We start from the raw sequence: 24,807 nt of genomic DNA, 5'->3' as shown, positions 1-24,807 counted from the left end.
CGCGGCCCGGGACGAGGCCTTCCGGCGCCGCGTGGAAGGTCCGCAGGTCGTCCAGCCGCTCGGCCAGCGCTTTAGGCGGGTGGAAAGGCAGACTGGGACAAAAACTTCACGACCTGTCATATCGTGAATCTATTCACTTGAATGACATATCAGCACCCCCACCCAAACCGCAGTGGGGGAGGGGGCGAAACTGCTCCGGCCTACTTCAGTGCGTTCACCATGCCCAGCACGTCGTCCACCTTCAGGCTCGCGCCGCCCACCAGCGCCCCGTTCACGTTGGGCTGCGCGCAGATGGAGGCCACGTTGTCCGGCTTGACGCTGCCGCCGTACAGCACCCGCAGGCCCGCCGCCAGCTCGCCGTACTGCTCCCGCAGCGCTCCGCGAATCGCGGCGGCCAGCTCCTCGGCATCGTCGGCGGTGGCGGTCTTGCCGGTGCCGATGGCCCAGACCGGCTCGTAGGCGACGACCACGTTCTCGGCCACGCCGTCCAGGCTGCCGCGCAGCTGCGCGAGGGTGTAGGCGACCTGCTCGCCCCGCTCGCGCACCTCCAGGCCCTCGCCCACGCAGACGATGGGCGTCAGGCCGTGCGCCTGGGCCTGCCGGGCCTTGGCGGCGACCACGGCGTCGGTTTCCCCGTGGTACTCGCGGCGCTCGGAGTGGCCCACGATCACGTAGGTCGCGTGCACGTCGCGCAGCATCGCCGCACTGATCTCGCCGGTGTACGCGCCCGACTCGTGCGCGCTGACATCCTGGCCGCCCACGTCCACGCCGCCGGGCAGGCTCTCCTTGAGGCCCGGCAGGCTGATCGCCGGGGCCATCACCGCGACCTCCACGTCGCCGCGTTCAAAGCCCCCCGCCAGCTCGCGGCCCCAGGCCCGCGCCTCGGTGGTCGTCTTGTTCATCTTCCAGTTCAGGGCCAGCAGCGTGCGCGGCCCGGAGGTGGGGGCGCTCATCGCATCGCCTCCACGCCCGGCAGCTCCCGGCCTTCCAGCAGTTCCAGGCTGGCGCCGCCCCCGGTGCTGATGTGGCTCACGCGCTCCGCCTGCCCGCTCTGGTGAATCGCGCTCACCGAGTCGCCGCCGCCGATCACGGTGTAGGCCTCCTCGCCCAGCTCCGCGACCGCCCGGGCAATCGCGTTGGTGCCCCCCGCGAAGGCCGGAAACTCGAACACGCCCAGCGGCCCGTTCCAGAAGACGGTCCTTGCCCCCCGCAGGGCCTCGGTGTACGCCTGTACCGTCTGCGGCCCGGCGTCGAGGCCCTGCCAGCCGTCCGGAATCTCGTCTGCGGGGACGACCTGCGTCTGCGCGTCCTCCGCGAAGCGGTCGGCGGCGATCACGTCCACCGGCAGCAGCAACCTGTCGCCGTACTCGGCCAGCAGCCGGCGCGCCAGCTCCAGCTGATCGTCCTCGTGGATCGAGTCCCCGATCTGCCCGCCCTGGCTCTTGATAAAGGTGTAGGCCATTCCGCCGCCGATCAGCATGCGGTCCACGCGCGGCAGCAGGTTCTCGATCACCTTGATCTTGTCGCTGACCTTGGCCCCGCCGATGATGACCACGTAGGGCCGCTCGGGGTGCTCGATCAGCCGCGAGAGCGCCTCGACCTCGCGCTGAAGCAGCAGCCCCGCCGCGTGCGGCAGCCGCGCCGCCACCCCGCTGACCGAGGCGTGCGCCCGGTGCGCGCTCCCGAAGGCGTCGAGCACGAAGGCCTCGCCCAGCCGCGCGAACCTCGCGGCCAGTTCGGGATCGTTCTTCTCCTCGCCCGGCTCGAAGCGCACGTTCTCCAGCAGCGCGACCTCGCCTGGCTCCAGCGCCTGCACCGCCGCCAGCGTCTCGTCACTGCCCGGCAGCGAGGGAATGAAGCGCACCGACCGCCCCAGCGCCCCCTCCAGCACCGCCGCGACCGGGCGCAGGCTGTATTTCTCCTCCGGCCCGGACTTGGGCCGCCCGAAGTGGCTCATCAGCACCAGCGAGGCGCCGCCGTCGAGCAAGCGCCGCAGCGTGGGCAGGCTGGCCGTGACGCGGGTGTCGTCCTGCACCACGCCGCCCTGAACGGGCACGTTGTAGTCCACGCGCACCAGCACGCGCTTGTTCTGGAACTCCAGTTGATCGAGGGTCTGCATGGTTGCTCCTTTCGTGGAAGTCGCCAGTCACCAGTCGCCAGGACAGAGGCGGTGAACTGGCGACTGGCGACTGGCCGCTGGTGACTTTAGACGCCTTTTTCCTGCACCAGCTCGACCAGATCGGCGATGCGGTTGGAGTAGCCCCACTCGTTGTCGTACCACGAGAAGAACTTGACGAGGCTCCCCATCGCCATGGTCAGGCCGCCGTCGATGATCGCCGAGTGCGGGTCGCCCACGATGTCCGCCAGGACGATGGGGTCTTCGGTGTACCGGATGATCCCCTGGTGGCTGCCCTCGGCGGCCTGCCGGAAGACCGCGTTCACCTCGTCGGCGGTGACCTCCCGGCCCAGGATGACCACCACGTCGCTGATCGAGCCGACCGGGGTGGGCACCCGCAGCGAGGTGCCGTCGAACTTGCCCTTGAGCTTGGGGTAGACCTGCGACACCGCCTTGGCCGCGCCGGTCGAGGTCGGGATGATGTTCACGGCGGCGGCGCGGGCGCGGCGCAGGTCCTTGTGCGGCAGGTCGAGCACGCGCTGGTCGTTGGTGTACGAGTGCACGGTCGTCATGATCGCCTTTTCGATGCCGAAGGCTTCATCCAGCAGCTTCATGGGCACGCCCAGCGAGTTGGTCGTGCAGCTCGCGTTGGAGACGATGTGGTGATTCTGCGGGTCGTAGTCCTGCTCGTTGACGCCCAGCACGATGGAAAAGTCCTCGTTCTTGGCAGGCGCGGTGATCAGCACCTTCTTGGCGCCGCCCTGAAGGTGCTTGCTCGCGCCCTCGCGGTCGGTAAAGATGCCGGTCGACTCGATCACGATGTCCACGCCCAGCTCGCCCCACTTGATGTTGGCGGGGTCGCGCTCGGCCAGGGCGTGAATCTTCTGCCCGTTGACCGTCAGGCTCTGGTCGTCATACTCCACCGTGCCGTTAAAGCGTCCCGCCGTGCTGTCGTACTTCAGCAGGGTCGCCAGGGTCTTGTTATCGGTCAGGTCGTTGATCGCCACGACCTCCACGCCCCGCTCGACCAGAATGCGAAACACCAGACGCCCGATTCGGCCGAACCCGTTGATGCCTACTTTCATGTCTGCTTCCCCCCTCGTTGGCAAGCGCGGCGGCTTGCACGCCCAGCTTGAATCGGTGGAGACCGCCCAGAAGCGCGCTCCACGCCTCCGCGAGTGTAACGCACCTTTCCGCTTTCCCGCCGCCCCGCCGAATCCGGAGCCTCGCGCAGCGTCTGCGCCGGGGACTGCGCCGGAAGGTAGTGGCCGCAGAGAGAACAAGCAGGAAGAGAGGACAACAGGAGACGTCAGGCCGGTTGGCCCAGGCCGCAGCGGTGGGGGTAGCGCCACGATAGCCCCAGTTCCAGTTCCCGCAGTGCCGGTCCCAGCGCCTTCACAGGGGGCAAGCGCCATGTGGCGGCACGCGGGCCAGTCCTCCCTCGTCCTGTCCCCCCCGCCCATGAGGTTTGCCTGAAAAGCCCTTCACCCAAACCCCAGCGGCTGATGAGCTTACGTGAACCGCGCTTGGCGCCGCTCTGGGCCTGCGCGGCCGAGCGGCCCCCCAGACTGACCGCGTGCCGAAGCCAGGCGCGCGGGAAAACCAGCGGCCAGACGCGCCGCTGCGCCCCCTCAGGGAGGAAACGACATGACCGACAACCCCAGCAAGAGCCGCACCGAGAGCCGCACCGCCGCCCGCCGAGGCCGGGGCTTTGCGGGCATGGACCCCGAGCGTCAACGCGCCATCGCCAGCGCGGGGGGCCGCGCCGCCCACGCCAGCGGCAACGCCCACCGTTTTACCAGCGAAGAAGCCCGCGAGGCGGGCCGCAAGGGCGGTGAGGCCTCGCGCGGCAGCACCCGCGCCGCACGCGGTGGCCAGACCCGCCAGAACAGCTGAAGGCCACAATCAGCGGGAGGGGAGCCGCCGGGAGCGGGGCGTCCACGGGGGTGGGCGCCTTTTTCGGTGCTTGCGGCCCCCGCAGCCCTGCCCCGGCCAGGGCTGTGGCCCCATACTGTGCCCCATATGGCGCATTCCCTGCTGGTGATGAAGTTCGGCGGCACCAACATGCAAGACGCGCGGGCGATCCGCCACAGCGCGGGGCTGGCGGCGCGCAGCGTGCGTGAGGGTGTGAAAGTGGTCGTGGTGGTCTCCGCGATGGCGGGCGTGACCAACGGCCTGCTGCGGCTGGCCGAGGCCGCGCAGGGCGGCGACATCGCGGCGGCCAACGACGAGATCGCCGCGATGCGCACCCGTCACTTCACGGCGGCCCAGGACCTCGGCGCGGCCCCCGACTCCCCGGCGGTGCGCGAGATCCGCGAGCTGCACGAGACCCTGCGCCAGGCGGTGTACGGCGTCTATCTGCTGCGCGAACTCACGCCCAGGAGCCGCGACCTGATCGTCGCCTTCGGGGAGCGGCTCTCGGCGCCGCTGATGGGCCTCGCGCTCGAACAGGGGGGCGTCCGCGCGCACCATCTCACCGGCGGGCAGGCGGGCATCATGACCGACGCGCACTTCGGCAATGCCCGGCCCCTGCCCGGCACCGGGGAGCGCATCTCCGACCGCCTGGGCGGCCTCCTCGCGGCCGGGATCACGCCGGTCGTGGCGGGCTTCATGGGCGAGAACGAGGACGGCGCGATCACCACCCTGGGGCGCGGCGGCACCGACTTCTCGGCCACCATCATCGGGCAGGCGCTGGGCGCCGACGAGGTCTGGGCCTGGAAAGACGTGGACGGCGTGATGAGCGCCGATCCCCGGGTGGTGGAGGATGCCCGCAACATCGAGGTCCTGAGCTACGGCGAGGTGATGGAACTCGCCTACTTCGGCGCCAAGGTGCTGCACCCGCTGGCCGTCACGCCGCTGCAAGAAAGCGGCATTCCGCTGCGGGTCAAGAGTGCCGCCGACCCCGACTTTCCCGGCACGCTGGTGCGCGAGCAGGCGGGCGGCGACGCGGCGCACCCAGTCAAGGCGGTGACCGCCATCCGGGGAGTCAGCATCATCAGCGTGACCGGCGCGGGCGTGCTCGGCGTTCCCGACGTGGTCGCCAGCCTGTTCGCCGCCATCGCCCGCGAGAACATCACCCTCCTGATGGTCTCGCAGAGCAGCTCGATGAGCAACGTCTCGCTGGCCGTGCAAAGCGCCGACGCCCGCCGCACCCTGGCCGCCCTGCGCCGGGGAGTGAGCGGCGAACTGGGCATCGAGGAGCAGCCCGGCGTGGCGGTGCTCGCCATCGTCGGGGCGGGGATGCGCGGCCAGAAAGGCGTCGCCGCCCGGATGTTCGGCGCGCTGGCGGGCGAGGACGTGAATATCCTGATGATCTCCCAGGGGTCGAGCGAGCTGAACATCAGCGTCGCCATCGAGGGCGCCCAGGTCGACCAGGCCACCCGCGCCGTCCACGCCGCCTTCCGCCTGGGCGAAACCGCCCCCACTGCTGCCGACTGAGGCGCGGGCTTCCGGTTCCACCTCGGCCGTCCCCTGCGGTCCTCACCGCCCTGGGCGCGGCGAACGCCGCAGCGCGGGCCAGCGCCGCCCCAGAATCAGGTACAGCCCCGCCACCCAGGCGACCGAGGCCGCGAAACCCGCCAGCACGTCGCTGGGGTAATGCACGCCCAGGTAGATGCGGCTCAGGCCCACCGCCAGCCCCCAGCCGCAGCCCAGCAGGGCGACCGGCCAGCGCCAGCGGGTGTGCCAGAACACCAGTGTCAGCGCGTACCCGAACGCCAGGTTGCTCATGGCGTGCCCGCTGGGAAAGGAAAAGCCCGGCTCGGTCAGCACGGCGACCAGGTCGGCCGGGCGGGGCCGCTGGAACACCAGCTTGACCAGCACGTTCAGGGCCGCCGCCCCCGCCACCGCGCCCACCAGGAAGCGGGCGTGCGCCCGCCCCCCGGCCCGGGCCAGCCCCAGCGCCAGGGCGCCCACGACCAGCGGCAGCGCCCACAGCCCGCCCAGGGTCGAGAGCGCCTGCGCCGCGAAAGTCCCGTCCGGCGTGCGGCTGCTCGCCACCCCCGCCAGGATCGTCCGGTCCCACCCGAAGCCGCCTGTCCGCAGCACGTCCCCGGCGAGGTCGGCAAACAGGGCCAGCGGTCCCAGCACGCCCAGCAGCAGCAGCGCCAGCCGCGTCCAGTGCGCGGCCAGCAACGTGGGAAGGTCACGGCGCATGGGCATCACTCTAAAGCGGCCCGCTCCGCCATTCGGCGCACCCGGGCCTGCGCCACCCCGCCGATGTGGCGCCGCTGCCCCCGGGCGCACCATGGAGGCAGCCGGGAAAGCGCCCCACTCCCCATGGAAACGCGGAGCGCCGAGCGGCCGAAAGGAAGGCCCCCCATGAACGTCCAGCTTCAGCTCGCCTTCAGCCGCGACCGCGCCCAGAGCCTGCTGGCCGAGGCCCAGCGCGAACGCGACGCCCGCTCGGCCCGCGCGGCCCGTCCCGCTTTGCGCCCCCTCGCCGCGCTGCTCGGCGCCCTGCACCTGCGCCCCCGCGTCCGGCCCGCATGAGTCGCCGCCCCATCAGAAATCGCCCCCTCGTGCAGCGGAGGGGGCGACTTCTTTTGCAGCGAGCTAGACCGGCGTGTTGCGGGCGGCCCGCTGCGCCAGAAACTCCTTGACGCTCTGCGCGGCTTTCAGGGTCATGCCCGGCACCTGCGCGATCTGCTCGGCGGAGGCGGCCGCCAGGTCCTCCAGGCTGGTGAACTGCTCCAACAGGGCGTTCTGGCGCTTTTGCCCGATGCCCGGCAGGTCGTCGAACACGCTGCGGAGCATGGCTTCCCCGCGCAGCTTGCGGTGGTAGCTCACGGCGTAGTTGTGGACCTCGTCGCGCACGCCGATCAAGACCCGCAAGGCCGGATGGGTGTGCGGCAGCAGCAGCTCGCGCTCCACGCCGATCTCGGTGCCGGTTTCCAGCCACCACTGCGCCCCGTAGCGCCCCGGCAAGATGAGCCGTTCCTCGCGCTTGGCGAGGCCCACCACCGGCACCCTCACCTCGGCCTCGCGCAGCGCGTCGAGCGCCGCGTTGACCTGTCCGCGCCCGCCGTCGATCAGGATCAGGTCCGGCAGCGGCAACTTGTCCGAGAGCGACCCGGTAAAGCGCCGCGAGATCGTCTGCCGCATCGCCGCGTAGTCGTCGGGCTGTTCCAGGCCGCGCACCTTGAAGCGCCGGTGCTCGCCGCGCCGCGACCGCCCGCCCTCGAACACCACCATCCCCGAGACGATGTTGGTGCCGAACAGGTTGGAGTTGTCGTACCCCTCGATGCGCCAGGGCCGCTCGGGCAGCGCCAGCACCTCCCGCAGCGCGTCCAGCCCGGGATGGTCGCCCCGGCGCTCCAGCAGCGCGAGTTCGGACTCCAGCCCGTTGTGCGCGTTGCGCTGCGCCATCTCCACCAGGTCGGCCTTGTCGCCGCGCTTGGGGGTCCGCATCTCGACTCGCCGCCCGGCCTTTTCCGAGAGAAAAGCGCTCCAGACCGGCGCGTCCGCGAACTCGGCAGGCAGCAGGATCAGCGGCGGCACGTGCGTGGCCTGGGTGTAGTAGTCCTGCACGAAGGCCCCCAGAATCTCGCCCAGGTCCCCGCCGCCTCCCCCCTCGCCCGCGCCCTCCGCGTCGGTGAGAAACCGCTTGTCGCGGCCCACCACCCGCCCGCCGCGCAGCCGGAACAGCTGCACCATCGCGTACTCGCCCGCCTGCGCCGCGCCCAGAAAGTCGAGGTCGGTTTCCTCGCTCACGTAGGCGTGCTGCTCGGTCCCGAACAGCTTCTCGACCGCCTGCACCCGGTCACGCACCCGCGCCGCCTGCTCGAAATCCCGGCCCTGGGCGGCCGCTTTCATGTCGTCTTTCAGGCGGGCGATCACGGGCGCGGCGCGGCCCTCCAGCAGCGCCTTGACGTCCTCCACCACCCGGCTGTAGTCGCCGGGGTCGGCCGCGTCCACGCACGGCCCCAGGCAGCGGCCCATGTGGTAATTCAGGCAGGGCCGGGGCTTTTTCTGGAGGGGCAGTCCCGAATTCTTGCGCAGGGGAAACATCGTGTCGATCAGGTGCTTGACCCGCCGCACGGCGGAGGCGTCGGGGTACGGCCCGTAGTAGCTCGCCCCGTCTTTCAGCACCCGCCGGGTGACGACCAGCATCGGGAACTGTTCGTTGGTCAGCTTCAGGAAGGGATAGTGCTTGTCGTCCTTGAGCAGCACGTTGTAGTGCGGGCGGTGCTGCTTGATCAGGTTGGCTTCCAGCACCAGCGCCTCGACCTCGTTCCGCGCCGTGATGAACTCCAGCGTGTCGGCCAGGGCCGTGAACTTGCCGCTCTTGCCGCCCGCCTTGAAATGCTGCGAGACGCGCGAGCGCAGATTCACCGCCTTGCCGATATAGATCGGGGTTCCCCCCTTGCGGAAGAGATACACCCCCGGCGAGGCGGGCAGCACAGGCAGATCGTCGAAATGCACGCCCCAGGATAGGGGAGGGCGCCCGCACGTCACCGTAAGGCAAAGCGGCGCCCGGCCTCTCCCCGCCCGGGATAAGGTGACCGGGCTGATCCCTCAACGCTCCCGCCCGCTGCCCCCCCCTGCACCGGAGGTCTTCCATGCGCGCTTCTCTGCTGCTCCCCCTGCTGCTCGTCTCGTCGGCCCTGGCCGGAGGCGCGGGCGGCCCCCGCCTGCCGGTTCCCGATTTCGCGGCGGCCTCCCGCTGGCCGGTGGACTGTGACGCGCCCGGTGGAGGTGTGCGCGGCGAGGACGGCTGCCGCCTGCGCCTCCCGCTGCCGCCCGGCACCCGCCTGCCCGCGCCCGGGCAGCTCAGCGTGCAGCCCGGCCCGGACCGCCTGACCGTGCTGTACCACGCCCCGCCCGGAACCCGCGAGGTCAGCCTGTGCTGCGGCCTGCAACTCCCGCTCGCGCCGCTGCCCGGCACCCGCTTCTGGGCGGTGACGGCCCGGGTCCGTCACGTCGAGCGGGCGGCCCTGTCGCTGTCTGTGGTCGGCGGCCAGCCGGGCAGCGCGCCCCCACCCCTCACCTGGCGCGGCCCGCAGGCGCCTGCGGCCAGCCCGGAAGCGCCGCACCTGCTGGGCCGGGTGGACCGCTTTTCCCTCTCCTCGGGGGAGGCGCGGATCGGAGCGCGCCGGATCACGGTGTACACGCCGCCCGGCTGGACGCCCGCCGAGAGCCTCCCCGCCGTGTACCTGGCAGACGGCGACTCGGCCGAAGCGCTCGCCCGCAGCCTCGAACCCGCGATCCGCGCCGGGAAGGCCCCCCGCGCCGTGCTGGTCGGCATCGAGAATGGGCCGTCACTGGCCCCCGGCAGCACGACCTACCGTCCCGAGGACGACCGCCGCAGCCTGGAGTATCTCGAGGGTCTCCCTGGCGGGGCCGCCGCCTTTGCCGCCCACGAGCGGTTCGTCCTGAACACGGTTCTCCCGCAGATGGAGCGCGAGTACCATCTGAAGCCCACCCCCCAGGCCCGCGCGGTCGGCGGCTTCTCGAACGGGGGCGCGTGGGCCATCAGCATGGCGGCCCATTCTCCCGGGGTCTTCCGGGGCGTGATCGCCCTGAGTCCCAGCAACGCGGGTGCCCAGGCCGCGCCGCATCCCGCCGCGCGGGTGTTCACCCAGGGCGGTACCCTGGAGCCGTCTTTCCTGGGGGCGGCCCGCCGCTACGCGGCCCTGACCCGGCAGGCGGGCAATCCCACCCGGCTGGTGGAGCGCGTCGGGGGCCACGACTTCCTGATGTGGGCCGAGGCCTTCCCGGAAGCGGTCGCGTTCGCCCTTCACCCTTAGACTTCCGGGCGTGTCCCCTTCCTCTGCCTCCCGCCTGCTGCTGGTCCGCCACGGCCAGACGGCCAGCAACGTCGCCCAGACCCTCGGCGCCGCCCACGACGACCCCCTCGACGCGCTGGGCCAGCGCCAGGCCCGCGCCGTGGCCACCTGGCTGACTGGGCTGAACCTTCCCGCCCCGCGCGTCTACGCCAGCCGTTACCTGCGCGCCGGGCAGACCGCCGGGGCCATCGGGGAGGCCCTCGGCCAGCCCGTCACCCTGCTGGACGGCCTGCACGAGATCGAGGTCGGTCCGGGCTGGTCAGGCCGCCCCTACGCCCACCTGCGCACCCACGCGCACGAGCTGGAGCTGCCCGGCGGCGCCTTCGGCTTTCCCGGCGGCGAGACGCTGGACGCGGTGGCGACCCGTTTTCTGGCCGCGCTGGAGCAGCCGCTGACCCAGCCGGGCACCACCCCCATCGTCGTCTCGCACGGGGGGGCGCTGACCGCTGTCCTGGCCCGCCTCCTCGACCTCGCCCCCCGCGCCGTCTGGGACGACCCACGGTACGCCCACGCCAACACCGCCGTGACCGAGCTGGAGCGCGGCGCGTCAGGCTGGCAGGTGCGCCGCCTGGCCGAGCATCCGCACCTCGCCGCATTGGCGGTCGAATAAACCTTTCACGATCTGGATTTATCGTGAATACTTTCACTTAGTACCATAAGAGCAAGGAGGCCGCCGCCTCCCTCGCCCTCAGTCCTGCGGCAGCACCCCCACCCCAGCCTCCGCGAGCTGGGCAGGCTCGACGGGGGAGGGCGCCTCGGCCATCAGGTCGGCGCCGCGGTTATTCTTGGGAAAGGCAATCACCTCGCGGATGCTCGCGGCGCCCGCCATCACCATCACCAGACGGTCGAAGCCCCAGGCGATGCCGCCGTGGGGGGGCGTGCCGTAGGCAAGCGCGTCGAGAAAGAAGCCGAACTTGGCCTGCGCCTCGGCCTCCGAAAAACCGATCGCCTGGAACATCCGCGCTTGCACCGCCGGGTCGTGGATGCGGATCGAGCCGCCGCCGATCTCGAACCCGTTGAGGACCAGGTCGTACGCCTGGGCGCGCATCTCGCCCTGCCGCTCGGTGCCGAACAGCCCCACGTCGTCGGGGTGCGGCGCGGTGAAGGGGTGGTGCATGTAGGTCCAGCTTCCGGAGTCCTCGTCGAACTCGAGCTGGGGAAAATCCAGCACCCAGGAGACGTGGAACTGCGGCCCCGCCGCCGCCAGCGCAAACAGGTCCCGCAGCGCGAGCCGCACCGCCCCCAGCGCCGTCACGGCCTTCTTCCACTCGCCCGCCGCGAACAGCAGCGTGCCGCCCGGCTCCACCCCGGTGCGTTCGAGCAGCGCCGCCGTCTGTGCGCCGACGAACTTGCTGATCCCGCCCGTGAAGCCCTCGCCGTCGCGGCGCAGCCAGGCCAGACCCCTGGCGCCGTGTTGCCTAGCCACCCGCTCCAGCTCGTCGATCTGCTTGCGCGTCAGCTCGGGCGCGGCCAGGACCTTCACCGTCTCCGCCCCCGCAAACGCCGCGAATTCGCCCCCCCGGAACAGGTCGGTCACGTCCACGAAGGCCGAGTCGAAGCGCAAGTCCGGCTTGTCCGAGCCGTAGCGGTCCATCGCGTCGCGGTAGGAGAGGCGGGGAAAGGGGAGAGGCAGCGCCACGCCCAGCACCTCGCGGAAGACGTGCGCCAGCAGCTGCTCCTGCACCTCCAGCACGTCCTCCTGCGTCACGAAGCTCATTTCCATGTCCAGCTGGGTGAAGTCCGGCTGGCGGTCGGCGCGCAGGTCCTCGTCGCGGAAGCAGCGGGCCAGCTGGTAATAGCGGTCGAAGCCCGCGATCATCAGCAGTTGCTTGAACAGCTGCGGCGACTGCGGCAGCGCGTAGAACTCGCCCGGATTCAGCCGCGAAGGCACCAGAAAGTCGCGCGCCCCCTCGGGGGTGGACTTGGTGAGCATCGGCGTTTCCACCTGCACGAAGCCCGCCGCGTCCAGAAAGGCCGTCACCGCCGCCACCGCCTTCGAGCGCAGCAGCAGCCCGCGCTGCATCTCGCCCCGGCGCAGGTCGAGGTAGCGGTATTTCAGCCGGATGTCCTCGGCCACCGCGTCGCCCTTGTCCAGCTCGAAGGGGGGCGTCTTGGCGGCGTTGAGCACCTCCACGCGCGAGGCGATGACCTCGTAATCGGCCAGCCCGCCCTTGCGCTGGCCCTCGGGGCGGGCCTGGAAGCGGCCCTCGACCTCCACGACGTACTCGGCGCGCAGGGGATCGGCGGCGGCGAAGGCGGGCGAATCCGGCTCGACCTCGACCTGCACCACGCCGGAGCGGTCGCGCAGTTCGAGGAAGATCAGGCCTCCCAGGTCGCGGCGGCGGTTGACCCAGCCCTGGAGGGTCACGCTCCGGCCCAGGTCAGCCTCGTTCAGTTCTCCGATGTAGCAGGTGCGTTTCATGCGTGCTCCCTCAAAAAGGTCCCCAGGTCCCCGAAGGCGACCTCGCGCTGCTCGCCCGAGGCCAGGGCCTTGAGCCTCAGCACGCCCCGCGCGGCCTCCTCACTGCCGATCACGGCGGCGAAGCGGGCGCGGCGGCGATCGGCCTCCTTGAAGGCGCTGCCCGGCTTCAGCGCCCGGTAGGCGAACTCCACCCGGGCCGCCGCGCGGGCTTTCAGCGCCAGCCGCGCGGCCAGCCCGACCCCCTCCTCGTCCAGCGCGGCGAGAAAGAGGGCCGGTCCTTCCGCCTCCGGCAGCGCCACCCCCTCGGCGTCGAGCGCCAGCAGCAGCCGCTCGATGCCGAAGGCCCAGCCGATGCCCGGCACCGCCGCCCCGCCGAGCTGCTCGGCCAGCCCGTCGTAGCGCCCGCCTCCTCCCAGCGCCGACTTCGCCCCGACCTGGGTGTGGTGCAGCTCCCAGGCCGTGCGGCGGTAGTAGTCCAGCCCGCGCACGATGGAGGGGTCGAGGTCAAAGGGCACATCCCACTCGCGCAGGTAGGCCTGCACCGCCCCGAAGTGCGCGCGGGCCTCCTCGCCCAGAAAGTCGAGCATGGGCCGCACCCCCAGTTCCGTGATCAACGCCTGGTCCGCCTCGCTCTTGGAATCCAGGATCCGCATCGGGTTGCGCTCCAGGCGGTCCTTGCTGTCGCCAGAGAGGCGCTCCAGATGCGCCCCGAACAGCCCCCGCAGGTAGGTGTTGTACGCCTCGCGGTCTTCGGGGTCCCCGATGGAGCCGAGCTTGACCCGCACGCCCGTCAGGCCCAGCTCGCGCACGACCTCCCACATCAGCCAGATCGCCTCGGCATCGACCAGCGGGTCGGTGCTGCCCAGCACCTCGTAGTCGACCTGATGAAACTGGCGCAACCGGCCTTTCTGGACGTTCTCGGCGCGGAACATCGGCCCGTGCGTCCAGAGCTTCAGCGGCGCGGGGAGTTGCTTGAGGCCGTTCTGGAGGTACGCCCGCACAATGCTGGCGGTGCCTTCCGGGCGCAGGACGTAGCCGCCGTGGTCCCCGAAGTAATACACCGTGAACATCTCCTTGCGGACTATGTCGGTGCTGCCGCCCACGCCGCGCTTGACGAGTTCGGCCTCCTCGAACAGCGGCGTGGTGATGGGCTGCGCCCCCGAGCGCTCCAGCACCCGCCGCGCGGTGTCTTGCACGAAGGCGAAGGCCGAGGCCCGGAGATCGCTGGAAAGTTTGGGACTGCCGTCCGGCAGATGGTCCTGGGTGCCCTTGGGGCGCTGTAACGCCATAACCCTGGGAGTGTAGCAGCCCGCCGCCAGCGGCCCCAGCCGCCTGCCAAAACAGGGGAGAGGGCGGCCACCACGCGGGGGCCGCCCTCCAGGAAGAACAGTTACTGACGGACGCTGTAGGGCAGCCCCGTCGAGCGCTTGCCCCCCACCTCGACGAAGAGCCAGGAGCCGCCCAGCGGCGCGTCGGCGGGAATGGTCAGCACGATCTCGCTGTCGGTCCAGGAGCGGACCGCCGAGGCGGGAAAGAGGTAGCCCCCCGCGCCGGTCTCGTCGGCGCCCAGGCGCACGCGGCCGGTCGTGGGACCGCCCAGGTAACGGCCCTGGATGGTCAGGCCGCCCCCCCGCGCGGCCGGTTCCGAGAGTTTGATCAGCACCGGCGTGACCGTCACGCCCGCCGTGGCCTGCTGACGCGGCGCACACGACGCGAGCGCCCCGGCGAACAGTAAAGAAGCAAAGAAGAAACGCACCATAGCAGCAGCCTCCGTGGGGGCAGTCTAATGACGGGCGCTATGACGGGTCAAACCACCCCCCCCACCACGGCCGAGGCGGCCCCGGCCCCCGACCCGCGTCTTCAGGGCAAGCGCGTGCTGGTCGTCTTCAACCCCAAGAGCGGGCAGGGCGAGAGCACCCTGCCCGACTTTCTCACGCTGCTGGACACGGCAGGCGCGCACGTCACCCGGCGCGAGTTGCAGCCGGACACCCCCATGAGCGAGTACGTCGCCGACCTGGCGAGCCACGACCTGCTGGTCGGCGCGGGGGGCGACGGCACGGTGAGCAGCCTGGCCTACGCCGCGCGCTACAAGGACGTGCCGCTGCTGGCCTACCCGGCAGGCACCGCCAACCTGATCGCCCAGAATCTCGACCTGCCGCGCGACGCCGCCGCCCTGGCCGAGGTGCTGGCCGACGCCCACACCGTGCGGGTGGACCTGGGAGAGGTCGAGGTCAAGGGCGAGAAGAGCGGCTTTGCGATGCTGGCCGGCGCGGGCGCCGACGCCGCGATGATCCGCGACTCCGAAGACCTCAAGGAACGCTTCGGCGCGATGGCCTACGTCATGAGCGCGATGAAACAGCTCAACCCCAAGAAGACCACCTTCAACCTGCTGATCGACGGCGAGGCGCGCACCTTCGAGGGCATCGGCGTGATGGTCGCCAACTTCGGCATGGCGAACTACCGCCTGCCCATCACCAGCGACATCAGCCCGTCGGACGGCCGCTTCACGGTCGTGCTGCTCAAGGCCGGGAACATCCTGCGCCTGCTGCCCAACCTGATCGATTCCGTGCGCGGCAAGCTGGGGCTGGGTGACCCCATGTTCAGCGGCAACCTCGAAACCCTGGAAGCCAAGACCGTCACCGTCGAGGCCGAGGAACCCTTCCCGCTGCAATACGACGGCGAGCTGCACGTCGAGACCACGCCCTTTACCGCCCGCATCCTGCCCGGCGCCATCCGGTTTTTGACGCCGATCAAGAAGACGGACCTGGACACCTGAACGCGCCCTCGCCGCTGAACGCTCCCGCCGAGGCCAGGGCGTTCTTGGGTGGGTGCGCACAGTCCAGCGGCGCCGTTGATAAGGCATGTTATCATCGGCATTGATGTCCGACGACCTGCTTCCGTACAGCGGTGACCGCCTCGCACAAGCCCGGGCCTTCAGCGGACTCACCGACGAGGCGCTGCGGGTCCGCGCGGTGACGGCGGCGCGGGACAAAGCCTTTGAGGACCTGTGGGCGCTGACGCTCGCTTACCTGACCACCGAGACGGGCGGCGGCGTGCGGCTCAGTCCTCATACGCTGCGGGCCTACCGCAAGGGCATCGAGGTGCTGGTGGACCATGCCCGGGACCAGGCCTGGAACCTGCTGCATCCCGCGCGGCGTGAGCCTTCCCTCTACGTCACGGGCCTGACGGCGTTGGGCCTCAAACCCGCGACCGTGCAGGCCCGGGTCGCGGCGGCCGTGGCCCTGTACCGCGCCCTGCGCTGGGCAGGCGCGACCGACGCCGACCCCTTCGCGGATGTCAAGCGTCCGAAAGACCGGACCAAGGGCATCGTGAAAAACCCGCCTTACCGGTCCGATTTCGTGGCGGCGATGCTCGCCGAGGCCGATCCCCACGAACGGGCGCTGCTGCTGCTGCTCACGCACGCGGGGCTGCGCATCGCGGAAGCGCTGGCCGTCGAGTGGAGGCACGTGGACCTGGAGCGCCGCCGCCTGCTGGTCGCCCACGGCAAGGGGGACAAGGCGCGGCGGGTGCCGCTCAGCGCCCGGCTGCGAGACGCCCTGACTGCGCTTCAGGCCGAGGCAGGCGCGGCAGCCTCCGGCCGCGTCCTGCCCTGGCGCGCCTACTCGACCGCCTACGAGCGCCTACAAAAATTGGCGCTGAAATGTGGGCGAGAACACGAATTTCGGGGCTTCCATGCAGGGCGCAAGTATGCGGGAACCCAGCTGTACGCGGCGACCCGGGATTTCACGCGGGTGGCCGGGTTCCTGGGACACGAGCAGGTGGACACCACCCGGCGCTATGTCGAGGTGCCGGAAGACGACCTCGACGACATCGTCGAGCGTTTCAGCTGAGCGGCCCGGTCGGCTCTGCCCGCCGCTCCAGCCGCACTCCATACCCGATCATCAGGGCGGCCAGCAGCAGCGCGGGCAGGTCCCCCAGCCGGGTATAGGGGGTCTGGCCGGTCAGCAGCCGGGGCTGGACGTGCAGCGCCCCTTCCCCGGCCGAAAGCGTCTGCCGGGGCCGCCCGAGGTCGTCCACGGCGCCCGCCACGCCCTGGTTCACGCTGCGGACAATCCAGCGCCGCGTCTCGATGGCGCGCACCCGGCCCATCATGAAGTGCTGCTGCACACCCCAGCCGTCGTACCAGCCGTCATTGCTGACGTTGACCAGCAGCTCCGCGCCCTGCCGGGTGAGCTGGCGGGCGACCCAGGGAAAGACCGAGTCGTAGCAGATGTACGCGCCGTAGGAGACGCCGTTCAGGGTGAGAGGCGTGACCGTCTCGGCCGGGCGGATCGGCGCCAGGCCGAACCCGATGACCTGCTCAATCACGCCGTAGGCGGGGCGCAGCGGGCTGTAGAGCGGAAAATATTCCCCGAAGGGGACCAGCTTTGCCTTCTCACTCCGGGCGGTGATCTCCCCCGCCGCGTTCACGCTGACCACGCTGTTGCGCCGGGGGGTCTCGCCGGGAGGGGTCCCCAGCCCGGTGATGCCCGGCGCGGCGAATTCAGGCAGGAGCTGTGGCTCGCCGCTGGCCGTCACCGCCGTCTCGCTCCACACGACCAGTTCGCCGGGCCGCCGGGCCGCGCTGAGCCGACGTTGGATACCGTACATCTCTTCGAGCGAGAGCTGGCGCGTCGCCCGTCCGAACGAGTCGAACTCGGTCCGCAGCGTGAGCATCGGTTGCGCCGGCCCCTGCCCCGGCGTGCGCGTGACCCCGTAGGCGAGCGCCCCCACCCACGCGGCCGAGAGCAGCAGCAGCGGCGGGCGCCTCCCGCGCCAGAAACTGACCAGCGCGGCGGCGGTCGCGGCGACCAGCACGCTGCCCAGCAGCACCCCGCCCAGGTCCGCGATCTGGACGGCGGGCGTGGGCAGCAGGGTGTAGCCCAGGGTGGGCCAGGGAAAGGCCAGCGGTCCCAGAAAACGCAGCCATTCCAGCACGACCCAGCCGCCCGCCAGCACCCAGACCCGCGCCTCCGGCGAGCGCACCAGCCGCGCGGCGAGCCAGGCCATCACCGCCAGGAAAGCGCCTTCCAGCGCGAAGAGGAACAGGGCCAGCCCACCCGCGAGCGGTGTGCCGAACAGCTTGCCCAGGAAGGCGGTCAGCCACCACAGATGCACGGCGCTGTAGCCCGCCCCCGACCAGAAGGCGCGCCCCACGACCTCCCGGCGGGTGGGGGCCGAGGCGGCATAGAGCAGCACCAGCGCCAGCGGCAGGTAGGCCACGAAACTCCACTCCAGCGGCAGGCCGCAGGCCGCGAGCAGGGCGCCCAGCAGCAGGGCGGTCAGGGGCGGCGGCAGCTTGGAGGGCAGGAGCGGCAACACCGCGCCATGATAGGGGGCAGTGGCGCTCCCCCACCGGGGGCAACCCACCTGCCCGCAAGGCCCCGCCTTTGCCGTAGCATGGACCCACTTTGAGACTGGCCTTTATCAGTGACCTGCACGGCAATATCCACGCGTTGACAGCGGTCAGGCGTTTCCTGGAGGGGACCCCGGTCAACGGGGTGATCGTCCTGGGCGACTTGGTGGGCTACGGCGCCAGCCCGGGGCCGGTGATCGACCTGGTGCGGCGCGAGGGCTGGGTCACGGGGCTGGGGTCGAGCGACCTGCGGGTGGCGCTGGAGATCGGTGAGCGCCCCGAGCGCCACGGGGTGGCCGATCAGGTGCTGGACTGGACCCGGGGCGTGCTGGACCCGGGGCAGCTCGACTTTCTGCGCCGCTTGCCGCCGGGGGGCCGCCTGACGACGCCGGTCGGCCGGGTGCGCTATTTCCACGGCAGCCCGCACGACCCGGACGAGCGCCTCGACCTGATGGCCCCCGAGCGCGAGCTGGAAGACCTCGCCGAGCGCCTGGGCGCGCGCGTGGTCGTGGTCGGCGGATCGCACGTGCCTTTCGTGCGGGTGGTGGGCGACACGACCTTCGTGGACCCCGGCTCGGTGGGCCTGAGCCTCAATTCCGAACCCGGCGCCGACGTGGCGCTGATCGACTGTGTGGGCCGCAAGCCGCGCGTCACGCTGCACAAGGTGACGTACGACTACGCTTCCTCGGCGTTCGACATCCTGGCCTGGAACCTGCCCCCGGTGATTGCCGACGTGATTCGCAGCGGGCGCATGGGCTGACAGGCGGCGGGCGGCCTCTCCCCTGTTGCGCGGGGCTGCTCAGGCGGGCAGCGGTGCCAGCGCCTCGTCGAAGCGCCCGCACAGGCCGGGAGCGGCCAGCAGGTCTTCCAGTTCGTGCAGCAGGCGGCGGTAGGGCGCGGGCCGGGCGGCCTCGCCCATCAGGCCCAGGCGCCAGATCAGTCCCGCCGTCGGCCCCAGGCCGCCCGTGATGCTGATCTCGCGGGCCCGCAGCGCCTGACGGGTGGCCGCGTCGTCGAGTCCCGGCGGCAGGCGCAGGGCCAGGACCGTCGGCAGCCGCGCGGCAGGGTCAGGCACGTAGGGGGTAAAGCCCAGCGGGGCCAGCGCCGAGAGCAGGGCGCGGCCCAGCGCGGCCACGCGGGCGCGGCGGGCGGGCAGGCCCTCTTCCAGCGCGGCGCGCAGGGCGGCGTGCAGCGCGTAGTGCAGGTGGACCGGCACGGTGTGGTGGTAGGCCTGACGCTCCCAGTAGTCGCGCAGCCCCGAGAAATCGCAGTACCACAGCGGCGTGGGGGTGCGCCGCGCCGCCTGACGCGCGAGCGCCCGGTCGCTGATCGCCACCGGCGCCACCCCGGGAGGCGCCGAGAGGCATTTTTGTGCCCCGGTGTACACGTAGTCGATGCCCCACTCGGCCATGTGAAACGGCTCCATGCCCGCAGTCGTGACCGCGTCCACGGTGAGCAGCGCGCCGCTCTCCCGCACCAGCTTCGCGATCTGCCCCAGCGGGTTGAGCACCCCGGTGCTGGTCTCGCCGTGGACCAGGGCGACCAGGCTCACGCCGCCGAGCTGCGCGGCCACGTCCTCCGGCCGGATCGCCTCGCCGTGGGGGGCCGCGACCTGCCGGACGCGGGCGCCGTAGCGGGCCGCCATCTCGGCCATCCGGGCGCCGAAAGCGCCATTGACGCACACCAGCACCTCGTCGCCCGGTTCGACCAGATTGGCGAAGCCCGCCTCCATCCCCAGACTGCCGGTACCCGCCAGCAGCGCCGTGAAGGTGCCGGGCGCCGCCCCGTACATCGCGCGCAGGTCCTGCTGAATCTCGCGGTTGAGCGCGAACACTTCGGGGTCCATGTGGCCCAGCAACTCGCGCCCCAGCGCCTCCTGCGCGCGCGGGTGCAGCGGGGTCGGCCCTGGGGTCAGCAGCAGGTGGGGGCGTGGGGACAGCAGGCCGGGCAGGTCCACGGGCATGGCGACGAGTGTAGCACCCGCTGTGGGAGCGGCCGCAACGGCATTGCTGGACAACTGTTCTCAGGGGGATAGAGCGCAATAGGGTTGCTGAGATTTTGATGTTACGGAGAAGTAGCCCTCCCAGAAGTGGAAGGCTATATTACTAGTGAAAAGCTTCACGATAAATCCGGATCGTGAAGCTTTTGTCGGATTTTTGACACCACCGATAGGACAGGACAACATGGCCCCCCCCGCCTAGACTGGCGCACATGACGGTTTCTGCTGTTCGGCCCCTTCAGGCGGTGCTGTTCGACCGCGACGATACCCTGACGCGCACCGACCACGCCGTCTACCGCGAGGCCGCGCTGTGGACGGCGCGCGAGTTCGGGCTGGACGCCGGGCGGGTGGAGCGGGCGCTGGCGGCGCAGTGGGCGGAACAGGCGGGGGCATGGTGGGACCTGCGCACCGAGGAGGACGAGGCCGCCTTCTGGACCGCGTATGCCGGGGCGCTGGCGGGGCGGCTGGGACTGGACATGGCCCACACCCCGGCGCTGATGGCGGCCTTTCCCTACGAGCGCTATCTCAAGCCGGTGGCGGGAGCGCGCGAGGTGCTGGAGGCGCTGCGGGCGCGCGGCTTGCAGATCGGGGTGCTGAGCAACACGCTGCCGAGCATCGGCCGGACGCTGGAGGCGGTGGGGCTGGCCGATCTGGTGGACGTGGCGGTGGCAAGCTGCACGGTGGGGGCGCACAAGCCCGAGGCCCGGGCGTTCCAGGCCACGCTGGAGAGGCTGGGGCTGCCCGCCGGGGCCGTGCTGTTCGTGGACGACCGCCCCGAGAATGTGGAGGCCGCCCGCGCGCTGGGGATGCCCGCCGCCCTGATCGACCACACGGGCCGCACGCCAGGCGCGCTGCACAGCCTGAGCGCGGTGCTGGACCTGGTGGAGGGCGGCGGGGCTTGAGGGCGCCTGCCTCTCCCCTGCTGATCGACGGGCACCTCGACCTGGCCTGGAATGCCGCGCAGGGCCGCGACCTGACGCTGAGCCTCGGCACGCTGCGGGCGGGCGACCCCCTGAAGGGCGAGACGGCGACCGTCACCTTCGGGGAGCTGAGGGCGGCGGGGACGCGGGTGTGCTTCGGCACGCTGTTCGCGCTGCCGCGTAGCCCGGAGAGTCCGCACGGCTACGCCGACCACGCGGGGGCGCGGGCGCAGGCCCTCGCGCAGCTCGAACAGTACCGCCACTGGGAGGACGCGGGCCAGGTGCGGGTGCTGCGCGGCGGGGCGGAGGTCGCCGCGCACCTCGCTTCCCCCGGGCCGGGCAGCCCGCTGGGTGTGGTCCTGCTGATGGAGGGGGCGGACCCTGTGCGGGACGCGGACGACCTGCCCTTCTGGGTCGGGGCGGGGGTGCGGGTGATCGGTCCGGCCTGGGGGCGGACGCGCTACGCGGGGGGGACGGACGCGCCGGGACCGCTGACCGCCGAGGGACGCGAGCTGGTCACCGCGATGCGCGACCTGGGCGTGACACTCGACGCTTCGCACCTTGACGACGCCGCGTTCTGGGAGGCGGCGGAGCTGGGGCCGCGGCTGATCGCCACCCACGCGAACAGCCGGGCGCGGGTTCCCGGCAACCGCCACCTGAGTGACGAGATGGCGCGGGCGGTCGCGGCAGCGGGCGGCGTGATCGGGCTGGTGTTCCTGAGCAGCTTCGTGCGGCCCGGCTGGAGCGTGGGGCAGCCGCGCGCCCGGCTGGCGGACCTCGCGGCGCACGCGGCCCATTACGCCGGGGTGGTGGGCTGGGCACACGTCGGGCTGGGCACGGATCTGGACGGCGGCTTCGGGCGCGAGAAGGCCCCGGCGGGAATCGGGCGCTACCGCGACGTGGGGCGGCTGCTCACGCACCTGCCGCCGGGGGCGCGGGAGGGCGTGGCCGGGGGCAACTGGGCGCGCTGGCTGACCACGCTGTTCTGAGGGGCCTGACGGGCACGGCTGGGACGGGCTACCCTGGGGACGATGAGCGTCTTTCCCGCCGAACTCGACCCCCGGACCCACGCTTTCGACCCCCAGGCGCGCCTGGCGGAGGTCGCCCTGCGGGGCCGCCTGCCGGGGGGGGAGGAGGGCTGGCAGTTCGTCACGCCGCACCCCGCCCGCGCGGGCAAGGCGCGGGTCAGCCTGCGTGCCCGCCCGGACGCCGGGGCCGCGCAGGTCAGCGAGGCGCTGCCGGGTGAGGCGCTGGAGGTCCTCTACACGCGCGGGGACGGCTGGAGCTGGGTCCGCACCGCGCACGACGGCTACCTGGGCTGGGCACGGGCGCAGGCGCTGGTGGGGGCGGAGGAGGCCGGCGGCGAGGAGCTGAGGGTGACCGCCCTGCGTGCCCACGCTTTCGCGGGGCCGGGGGTCAGCCGCGCAGTCCTCGCAGAGCTGTGCGCGGGGGCGCGGCTCACCCGGGCACCCGGCGAGGTCGTGACCGAGGGGGCTGGGCGGCGCTGGGTGCCGGTGCGGCTCCCCGGCGGCGAGGAGGCCTGGGTGGGCGAGGCCGCGCTGCGCCCCGACGTGCCGGGAGACGCGGCCGCCTTCGCCCTGCGGTTGCTGGAGGCGCCCTACGTGTGGGGCGGGCGCAGCGCCTGGGGGCTGGACTGCTCGGGGCTGACCCAGCTCGCCTACGCGGCGCTGGGGCGCGGGCTGCCGCGCGACGCCGACCAGCAGCAGGCCTTTCTCCCGGCGGTGGAGGTGCCGGGGCGCGGGGACCTGGCGTTCTTTCCCGGCCACGTCGGGGTGATGCTGGACGGGCGGCAGATGGTCCACGCGAACGCGACCCACCTGCGCGTGACGGTCGAGACGCTGGGCGAGGGCGAGTACGGCACGCGGCTGGCGCGCGAGCTGAGCGGCTTCGGGCGGTGGCGGGCGTGAGCGTCCGCTGGGAGACGCTGGAGCTGCACACCGCGCGGCCCTTCGGCATCGCGCGCTGGACGCACACGAGCTATCCGCGCACCTTCGTGACTTTCGAGCAGGAGGGCGTCACCGGGCGCGGCGAGGCGGCGCCGAACGCCTTTTACGGCGAGACGGCGGGGACGGTGGCGGCGGTGCTCCCGCTGCTGGCCCCCGCGCTGACTGACCCCTGGGACTGGGACGGGTTGCACGCGCGGATGGCGGCACTCATGCCCTTTCACCATCCCAGCGTGAAATGCGCGCTGGAGATGGCGGCGGTCGAGTGGGCGGCCTGCTCGGCGGGCGTGCCGGTGGGGCGGCTGCTGGGGCTGTCCCCCGCCCCGCTGCCCGAGAGCAGCTTCACGGTGGGCCTGGGCGAATTGGAGGACATGCGGCGCGAGGCGCGCGAGGCCGCCGCGCGCGGGCACGGGGTGCTGAAGGTCAAGCTGGGCACCGCGCAGGACGAGCGGATCGTGGAGGCTCTGCGCGAGGAGGCGCCCGCCGCCGCGCTGCGGGTGGACGCGAACGCGGCCTGGACGCGCCCGCAGGCGCGGCGAATGCTGGGCGTGCTGGACGCGGCGCGGGTGGAACTCGTCGAGCAGCCGCTGGCGGCAGGCGATCTGGAGGGGCACGCGGGGCTGCGGGCCTTTTCGCGGGTGCCGCTGGTCGCGGACGAGAGCCTGCACCACGTCTCCGACGTGCGGGCGCTGGCCGGGGCCTTTGACGGGGTGAACCTCAAGCTCGCCAAGCTGGGGGGGCCTCTCCAGGCTCTCGCCGCGCTGCGGCTGGCCCGCGCGCACGGCCTACAGGTGATGATGGGCTGCATGATCGAGAGTTCGCTGGGGATCGCCGCCGCCGCGCAGCTTGCCGGAGCCTGCGACTGGGCCGATCTGGACGGGGCGCTGCTGCTGGGGGACGACCCCTTCACGGGGCTGGAGTGGACGGCAGGCCAGCTGGAACGCCCGACCGGGCCAGGCTGGGGGGTGCAGCGGGCGTGACGGTCACCGTCGCCGTGCTGGGCTGCGGCAACCGGGGCGCGGACGTGTACGCGCGGCAGCTCGCGGCGCAGGGGGCGCGCGTCACCGCGCTGGTGGACCCCCGGCCCGCCCGGCTGGCCGAGGTGGCCGCGCGGCACGGCCTGGGACCGGAGGCGTGCTTTGCCGACCCGGAGGCTTTTTTTGCCTTGGGGCGGGTGGCGGACGCCGTGGTGATCGCCACGCCGGACGACGCGCACGTGGACCCGTGCCTGCGGGCGCTGGCGCTGGGCTACGACGTGCTGCTGGAAAAACCGGTCTGTCTGGACGAGGCCGATCTGGGCCGCCTGCTCGCGGCGGAGGCAGTTTCCCCGGGGCGGGTAACGGTCTGCCACGTGCTGCGGGCCACCCCGTTTTTCCAGGCGGTGCGGGCGGTGCTCGACTCGGGGCGGCTGGGACGGCTGGTGGGTATCCAGCACGCCGAGAACGTCGCGTACTGGCACTACGCGCACTCCTACGTGCGCGGCAACTGGGCGCAGTCACCGCCCGCCGCGCCCTTCGTGCTCGCCAAAAGCGGGCACGACCTCGACCTGCTGCGCTGGCTCGCGGGGGCGCCGCCCCTGCGGGTGAGCAGCGAGGGCGCCCTGCACCACTTCCGTCCGCAGGAGGCCCCGCCGGGCGCCTCGGAGCGCTGCCTGACCTGCCCGGTCGTGGCCTGTCCCTACGACGCGCGCACGATCTACCCGGCCCGCGACCCCGACCGCTGGCCGGTGACCGTGCTGACGGCGGGGGGTGTCCCGCTGGCCCAGGCGCTGGCGACCGGGCCGTACGGGCGCTGCGTGTATCACGCGGACAACAACGTGCCCGACCACCAGGCGGTCACCGTCACCTTCGCGAACGGCGTGATCGGGCAACTCACGGTGAGCGCCTTTACCCACAACAACACCCGCACGCTGAAGTTGCTGGGCACCCACGGCGAGGTGCGCGCCCAGATGGAGCGCGGCTCGATTGAGGTGCATGATTTCCGCACGGACGAGGCCGGCCACCAGACGGTGGACGTGAGCGGCACCCACGGCGGCGGGGACGTGGCGCTGGTGGCCGCCTGGCTGGCCTTCCTGCGCGGGGAGGCGGCGGTGCCCACGCCCCTTTCCGAGTCGCTGGATTCGCACCGGATGGCCTTCGCAGCCGAGCGGGCGCGGCGGCGCGGGACGGTGGAGAGGGTATGAGGAGCGGTATCAGTGTGGAGAAGAGGTGTCAAGTGAAAGGTTTCACGATAAATTCTGTTCG

General features: G+C 71.9%; 23 protein-coding genes. 13 read left to right on the top strand and 10 right to left on the bottom strand.

Annotated features, from left to right (window positions below; genetic code table 11):
• Positions 1–200 precede the first annotated feature (200 nt).
• From tpiA to gap, 3 genes are all read right to left on the bottom strand, one after another.
• The gene (tpiA, locus tag HNQ09_RS01775; protein WP_184024586.1) at positions 201–953 is read right to left on the bottom strand and encodes a triose-phosphate isomerase; all 753 of its coding nucleotides are present in this window, start codon (positions 951–953) and stop codon (positions 201–203) included.
• Positions 950–2,119, bottom strand: coding sequence for a phosphoglycerate kinase (locus tag HNQ09_RS01770; protein WP_184024584.1), 1,170 nt, complete (start codon positions 2,117–2,119; stop codon positions 950–952). The genes tpiA and HNQ09_RS01770 overlap by 4 nt, the downstream gene beginning before the upstream one ends.
• An 86-nt stretch (positions 2,120–2,205) precedes the next feature.
• Entirely contained in the window at positions 2,206–3,201 is a 996-nt protein-coding gene (gap, locus tag HNQ09_RS01765) for a type I glyceraldehyde-3-phosphate dehydrogenase (protein WP_184024582.1), read from the bottom strand.
• Between the two features lie 562 nt (positions 3,202–3,763).
• Between gap and HNQ09_RS01760 the strand changes: the two genes are divergently transcribed.
• Both HNQ09_RS01760 and HNQ09_RS01755 read left to right on the top strand, forming a co-directional pair.
• Positions 3,764–4,012 carry a KGG domain-containing protein gene (locus tag HNQ09_RS01760; RefSeq protein WP_184024580.1) on the top strand — a complete coding sequence of 83 codons (249 nt, stop codon included), beginning with the start codon at positions 3,764–3,766 and terminating at the stop codon, positions 4,010–4,012.
• A gap of 126 nt (positions 4,013–4,138) precedes the next feature.
• A complete protein-coding gene (locus HNQ09_RS01755; RefSeq protein ID WP_184024577.1) occupies positions 4,139–5,554 on the top strand; it encodes an aspartate kinase in 1,416 nt (471 codons plus the stop codon).
• Between the two features lie 42 nt (positions 5,555–5,596).
• On the opposite strand, the gene HNQ09_RS01750 is transcribed toward HNQ09_RS01755, so the two are convergent.
• Positions 5,597–6,271, bottom strand: coding sequence for a phosphatase PAP2 family protein (locus HNQ09_RS01750; protein ID WP_184024574.1), 675 nt, complete (start codon positions 6,269–6,271; stop codon positions 5,597–5,599).
• A 165-nt stretch (positions 6,272–6,436) separates the two neighbouring features.
• Here HNQ09_RS01750 and HNQ09_RS01745 point away from each other — a divergent pair, with 165 nt between their 5' ends.
• Positions 6,437–6,607 carry a hypothetical protein gene (locus tag HNQ09_RS01745; RefSeq protein WP_184024571.1) on the top strand — a complete coding sequence of 57 codons (171 nt, stop codon included), beginning with the start codon at positions 6,437–6,439 and terminating at the stop codon, positions 6,605–6,607.
• Positions 6,608–6,670: 63 nt separating this feature from the next.
• Here the strand turns inward: HNQ09_RS01745 and uvrC are convergent, their stop codons facing one another.
• On the bottom strand, positions 6,671–8,539 hold the full coding sequence (gene uvrC, locus HNQ09_RS01740) for an excinuclease ABC subunit UvrC (RefSeq protein ID WP_184024569.1): 1,869 nt from the start codon (positions 8,537–8,539) through the stop codon (positions 6,671–6,673).
• A 137-nt stretch (positions 8,540–8,676) separates the two neighbouring features.
• Between uvrC and HNQ09_RS01735 the strand changes: the two genes are divergently transcribed.
• Together HNQ09_RS01735 and HNQ09_RS01730 are read left to right on the top strand one after the other, a co-directional pair.
• On the top strand, positions 8,677–9,864 hold the full coding sequence (locus HNQ09_RS01735) for an alpha/beta hydrolase (RefSeq protein ID WP_184024566.1): 1,188 nt from the start codon (positions 8,677–8,679) through the stop codon (positions 9,862–9,864).
• 10 nt (positions 9,865–9,874) lie between these two features.
• Positions 9,875–10,513 (top strand): histidine phosphatase family protein, encoded by a 639-nt coding sequence (locus HNQ09_RS01730; RefSeq protein ID WP_184024563.1) that lies wholly within the window; start codon positions 9,875–9,877, stop codon positions 10,511–10,513.
• A gap of 78 nt (positions 10,514–10,591) precedes the next feature.
• Here the strand turns inward: HNQ09_RS01730 and aspS are convergent, their stop codons facing one another.
• The 3 genes from aspS to HNQ09_RS01715 all read right to left on the bottom strand — a co-directional run bounded on the left by aspS (position 10,592) and on the right by HNQ09_RS01715 (position 14,084).
• Positions 10,592–12,325, bottom strand: coding sequence for an aspartate--tRNA ligase (gene aspS / locus HNQ09_RS01725; RefSeq protein WP_184024560.1), 1,734 nt, complete (start codon positions 12,323–12,325; stop codon positions 10,592–10,594).
• Entirely contained in the window at positions 12,322–13,614 is a 1,293-nt protein-coding gene (gene hisS, locus HNQ09_RS01720; protein ID WP_184024557.1) for a histidine--tRNA ligase, read from the bottom strand. Before hisS ends, aspS begins: the two co-directional genes overlap by 4 nt.
• 101 nt (positions 13,615–13,715) lie before the next feature.
• Positions 13,716–14,084 carry an IPT/TIG domain-containing protein gene (locus HNQ09_RS01715; RefSeq protein ID WP_184024554.1) on the bottom strand — a complete coding sequence of 123 codons (369 nt, stop codon included), beginning with the start codon at positions 14,082–14,084 and terminating at the stop codon, positions 13,716–13,718.
• A gap of 39 nt (positions 14,085–14,123) precedes the next feature.
• Between HNQ09_RS01715 and HNQ09_RS01710 the strand changes: the two genes are divergently transcribed.
• Positions 14,124–15,101, top strand: a complete 978-nt coding sequence (locus tag HNQ09_RS01710; protein ID WP_246363054.1) for a diacylglycerol/lipid kinase family protein — start codon at positions 14,124–14,126, stop codon at positions 15,099–15,101.
• A gap of 103 nt (positions 15,102–15,204) precedes the next feature.
• Complete coding sequence (locus HNQ09_RS01705) at positions 15,205–16,176, top strand: tyrosine-type recombinase/integrase (protein WP_184024549.1); 972 nt, start codon at positions 15,205–15,207, stop codon at positions 16,174–16,176.
• On the opposite strand, the gene lnt is transcribed toward HNQ09_RS01705, so the two are convergent.
• Positions 16,169–17,647, bottom strand: coding sequence for an apolipoprotein N-acyltransferase (gene lnt / locus HNQ09_RS01700; RefSeq protein WP_343057572.1), 1,479 nt, complete (start codon positions 17,645–17,647; stop codon positions 16,169–16,171). The genes HNQ09_RS01705 and lnt overlap by 8 nt on opposite strands.
• Positions 17,648–17,736: 89 nt before the next feature.
• Between lnt and HNQ09_RS01695 the strand changes: the two genes are divergently transcribed.
• The gene (locus HNQ09_RS01695) at positions 17,737–18,441 is read left to right on the top strand and encodes a metallophosphoesterase family protein (protein ID WP_184024546.1); all 705 of its coding nucleotides are present in this window, start codon (positions 17,737–17,739) and stop codon (positions 18,439–18,441) included.
• Positions 18,442–18,480: 39 nt separating this feature from the next.
• Here HNQ09_RS01695 and HNQ09_RS01690 read toward each other — a convergent pair whose 3' ends face one another.
• The gene (locus tag HNQ09_RS01690; RefSeq protein WP_184024543.1) at positions 18,481–19,644 is read right to left on the bottom strand and encodes an aminotransferase class V-fold PLP-dependent enzyme; all 1,164 of its coding nucleotides are present in this window, start codon (positions 19,642–19,644) and stop codon (positions 18,481–18,483) included.
• 248 nt (positions 19,645–19,892) lie between these two features.
• Between HNQ09_RS01690 and HNQ09_RS01685 the strand changes: the two genes are divergently transcribed.
• Genes HNQ09_RS01685 through HNQ09_RS01665 form a run of 5 tightly spaced genes read left to right on the top strand, consistent with a single transcriptional unit; the run spans position 19,893 to position 24,746 of the window.
• A complete protein-coding gene (locus tag HNQ09_RS01685) occupies positions 19,893–20,582 on the top strand; it encodes an HAD family hydrolase (protein ID WP_184024540.1) in 690 nt (229 codons plus the stop codon).
• Positions 20,579–21,589 (top strand): dipeptidase, encoded by a 1,011-nt coding sequence (locus HNQ09_RS01680; RefSeq protein ID WP_246363053.1) that lies wholly within the window; start codon positions 20,579–20,581, stop codon positions 21,587–21,589. The genes HNQ09_RS01685 and HNQ09_RS01680 overlap by 4 nt, the downstream gene beginning before the upstream one ends.
• A gap of 42 nt (positions 21,590–21,631) precedes the next feature.
• Entirely contained in the window at positions 21,632–22,528 is an 897-nt protein-coding gene (locus tag HNQ09_RS01675) for a C40 family peptidase (protein ID WP_184024537.1), read from the top strand.
• Entirely contained in the window at positions 22,516–23,544 is a 1,029-nt protein-coding gene (locus HNQ09_RS01670) for an enolase C-terminal domain-like protein (RefSeq protein ID WP_184024534.1), read from the top strand. The genes HNQ09_RS01675 and HNQ09_RS01670 overlap by 13 nt, the downstream gene beginning before the upstream one ends.
• On the top strand, positions 23,541–24,746 hold the full coding sequence (locus HNQ09_RS01665; RefSeq protein WP_343057571.1) for a Gfo/Idh/MocA family protein: 1,206 nt from the start codon (positions 23,541–23,543) through the stop codon (positions 24,744–24,746). Before HNQ09_RS01670 ends, HNQ09_RS01665 begins: the two co-directional genes overlap by 4 nt.
• Positions 24,747–24,807 lie beyond the last annotated feature (61 nt).

The organism is Deinococcus budaensis (assembly GCF_014201885.1).
In the GTDB taxonomy this organism is placed as follows: domain Bacteria; phylum Deinococcota; class Deinococci; order Deinococcales; family Deinococcaceae; genus Deinococcus; species Deinococcus budaensis.
The sequence above is the reverse complement of the archived record's forward strand: the minus strand, read 5'-3'. Positions and strand labels throughout refer to the sequence as shown.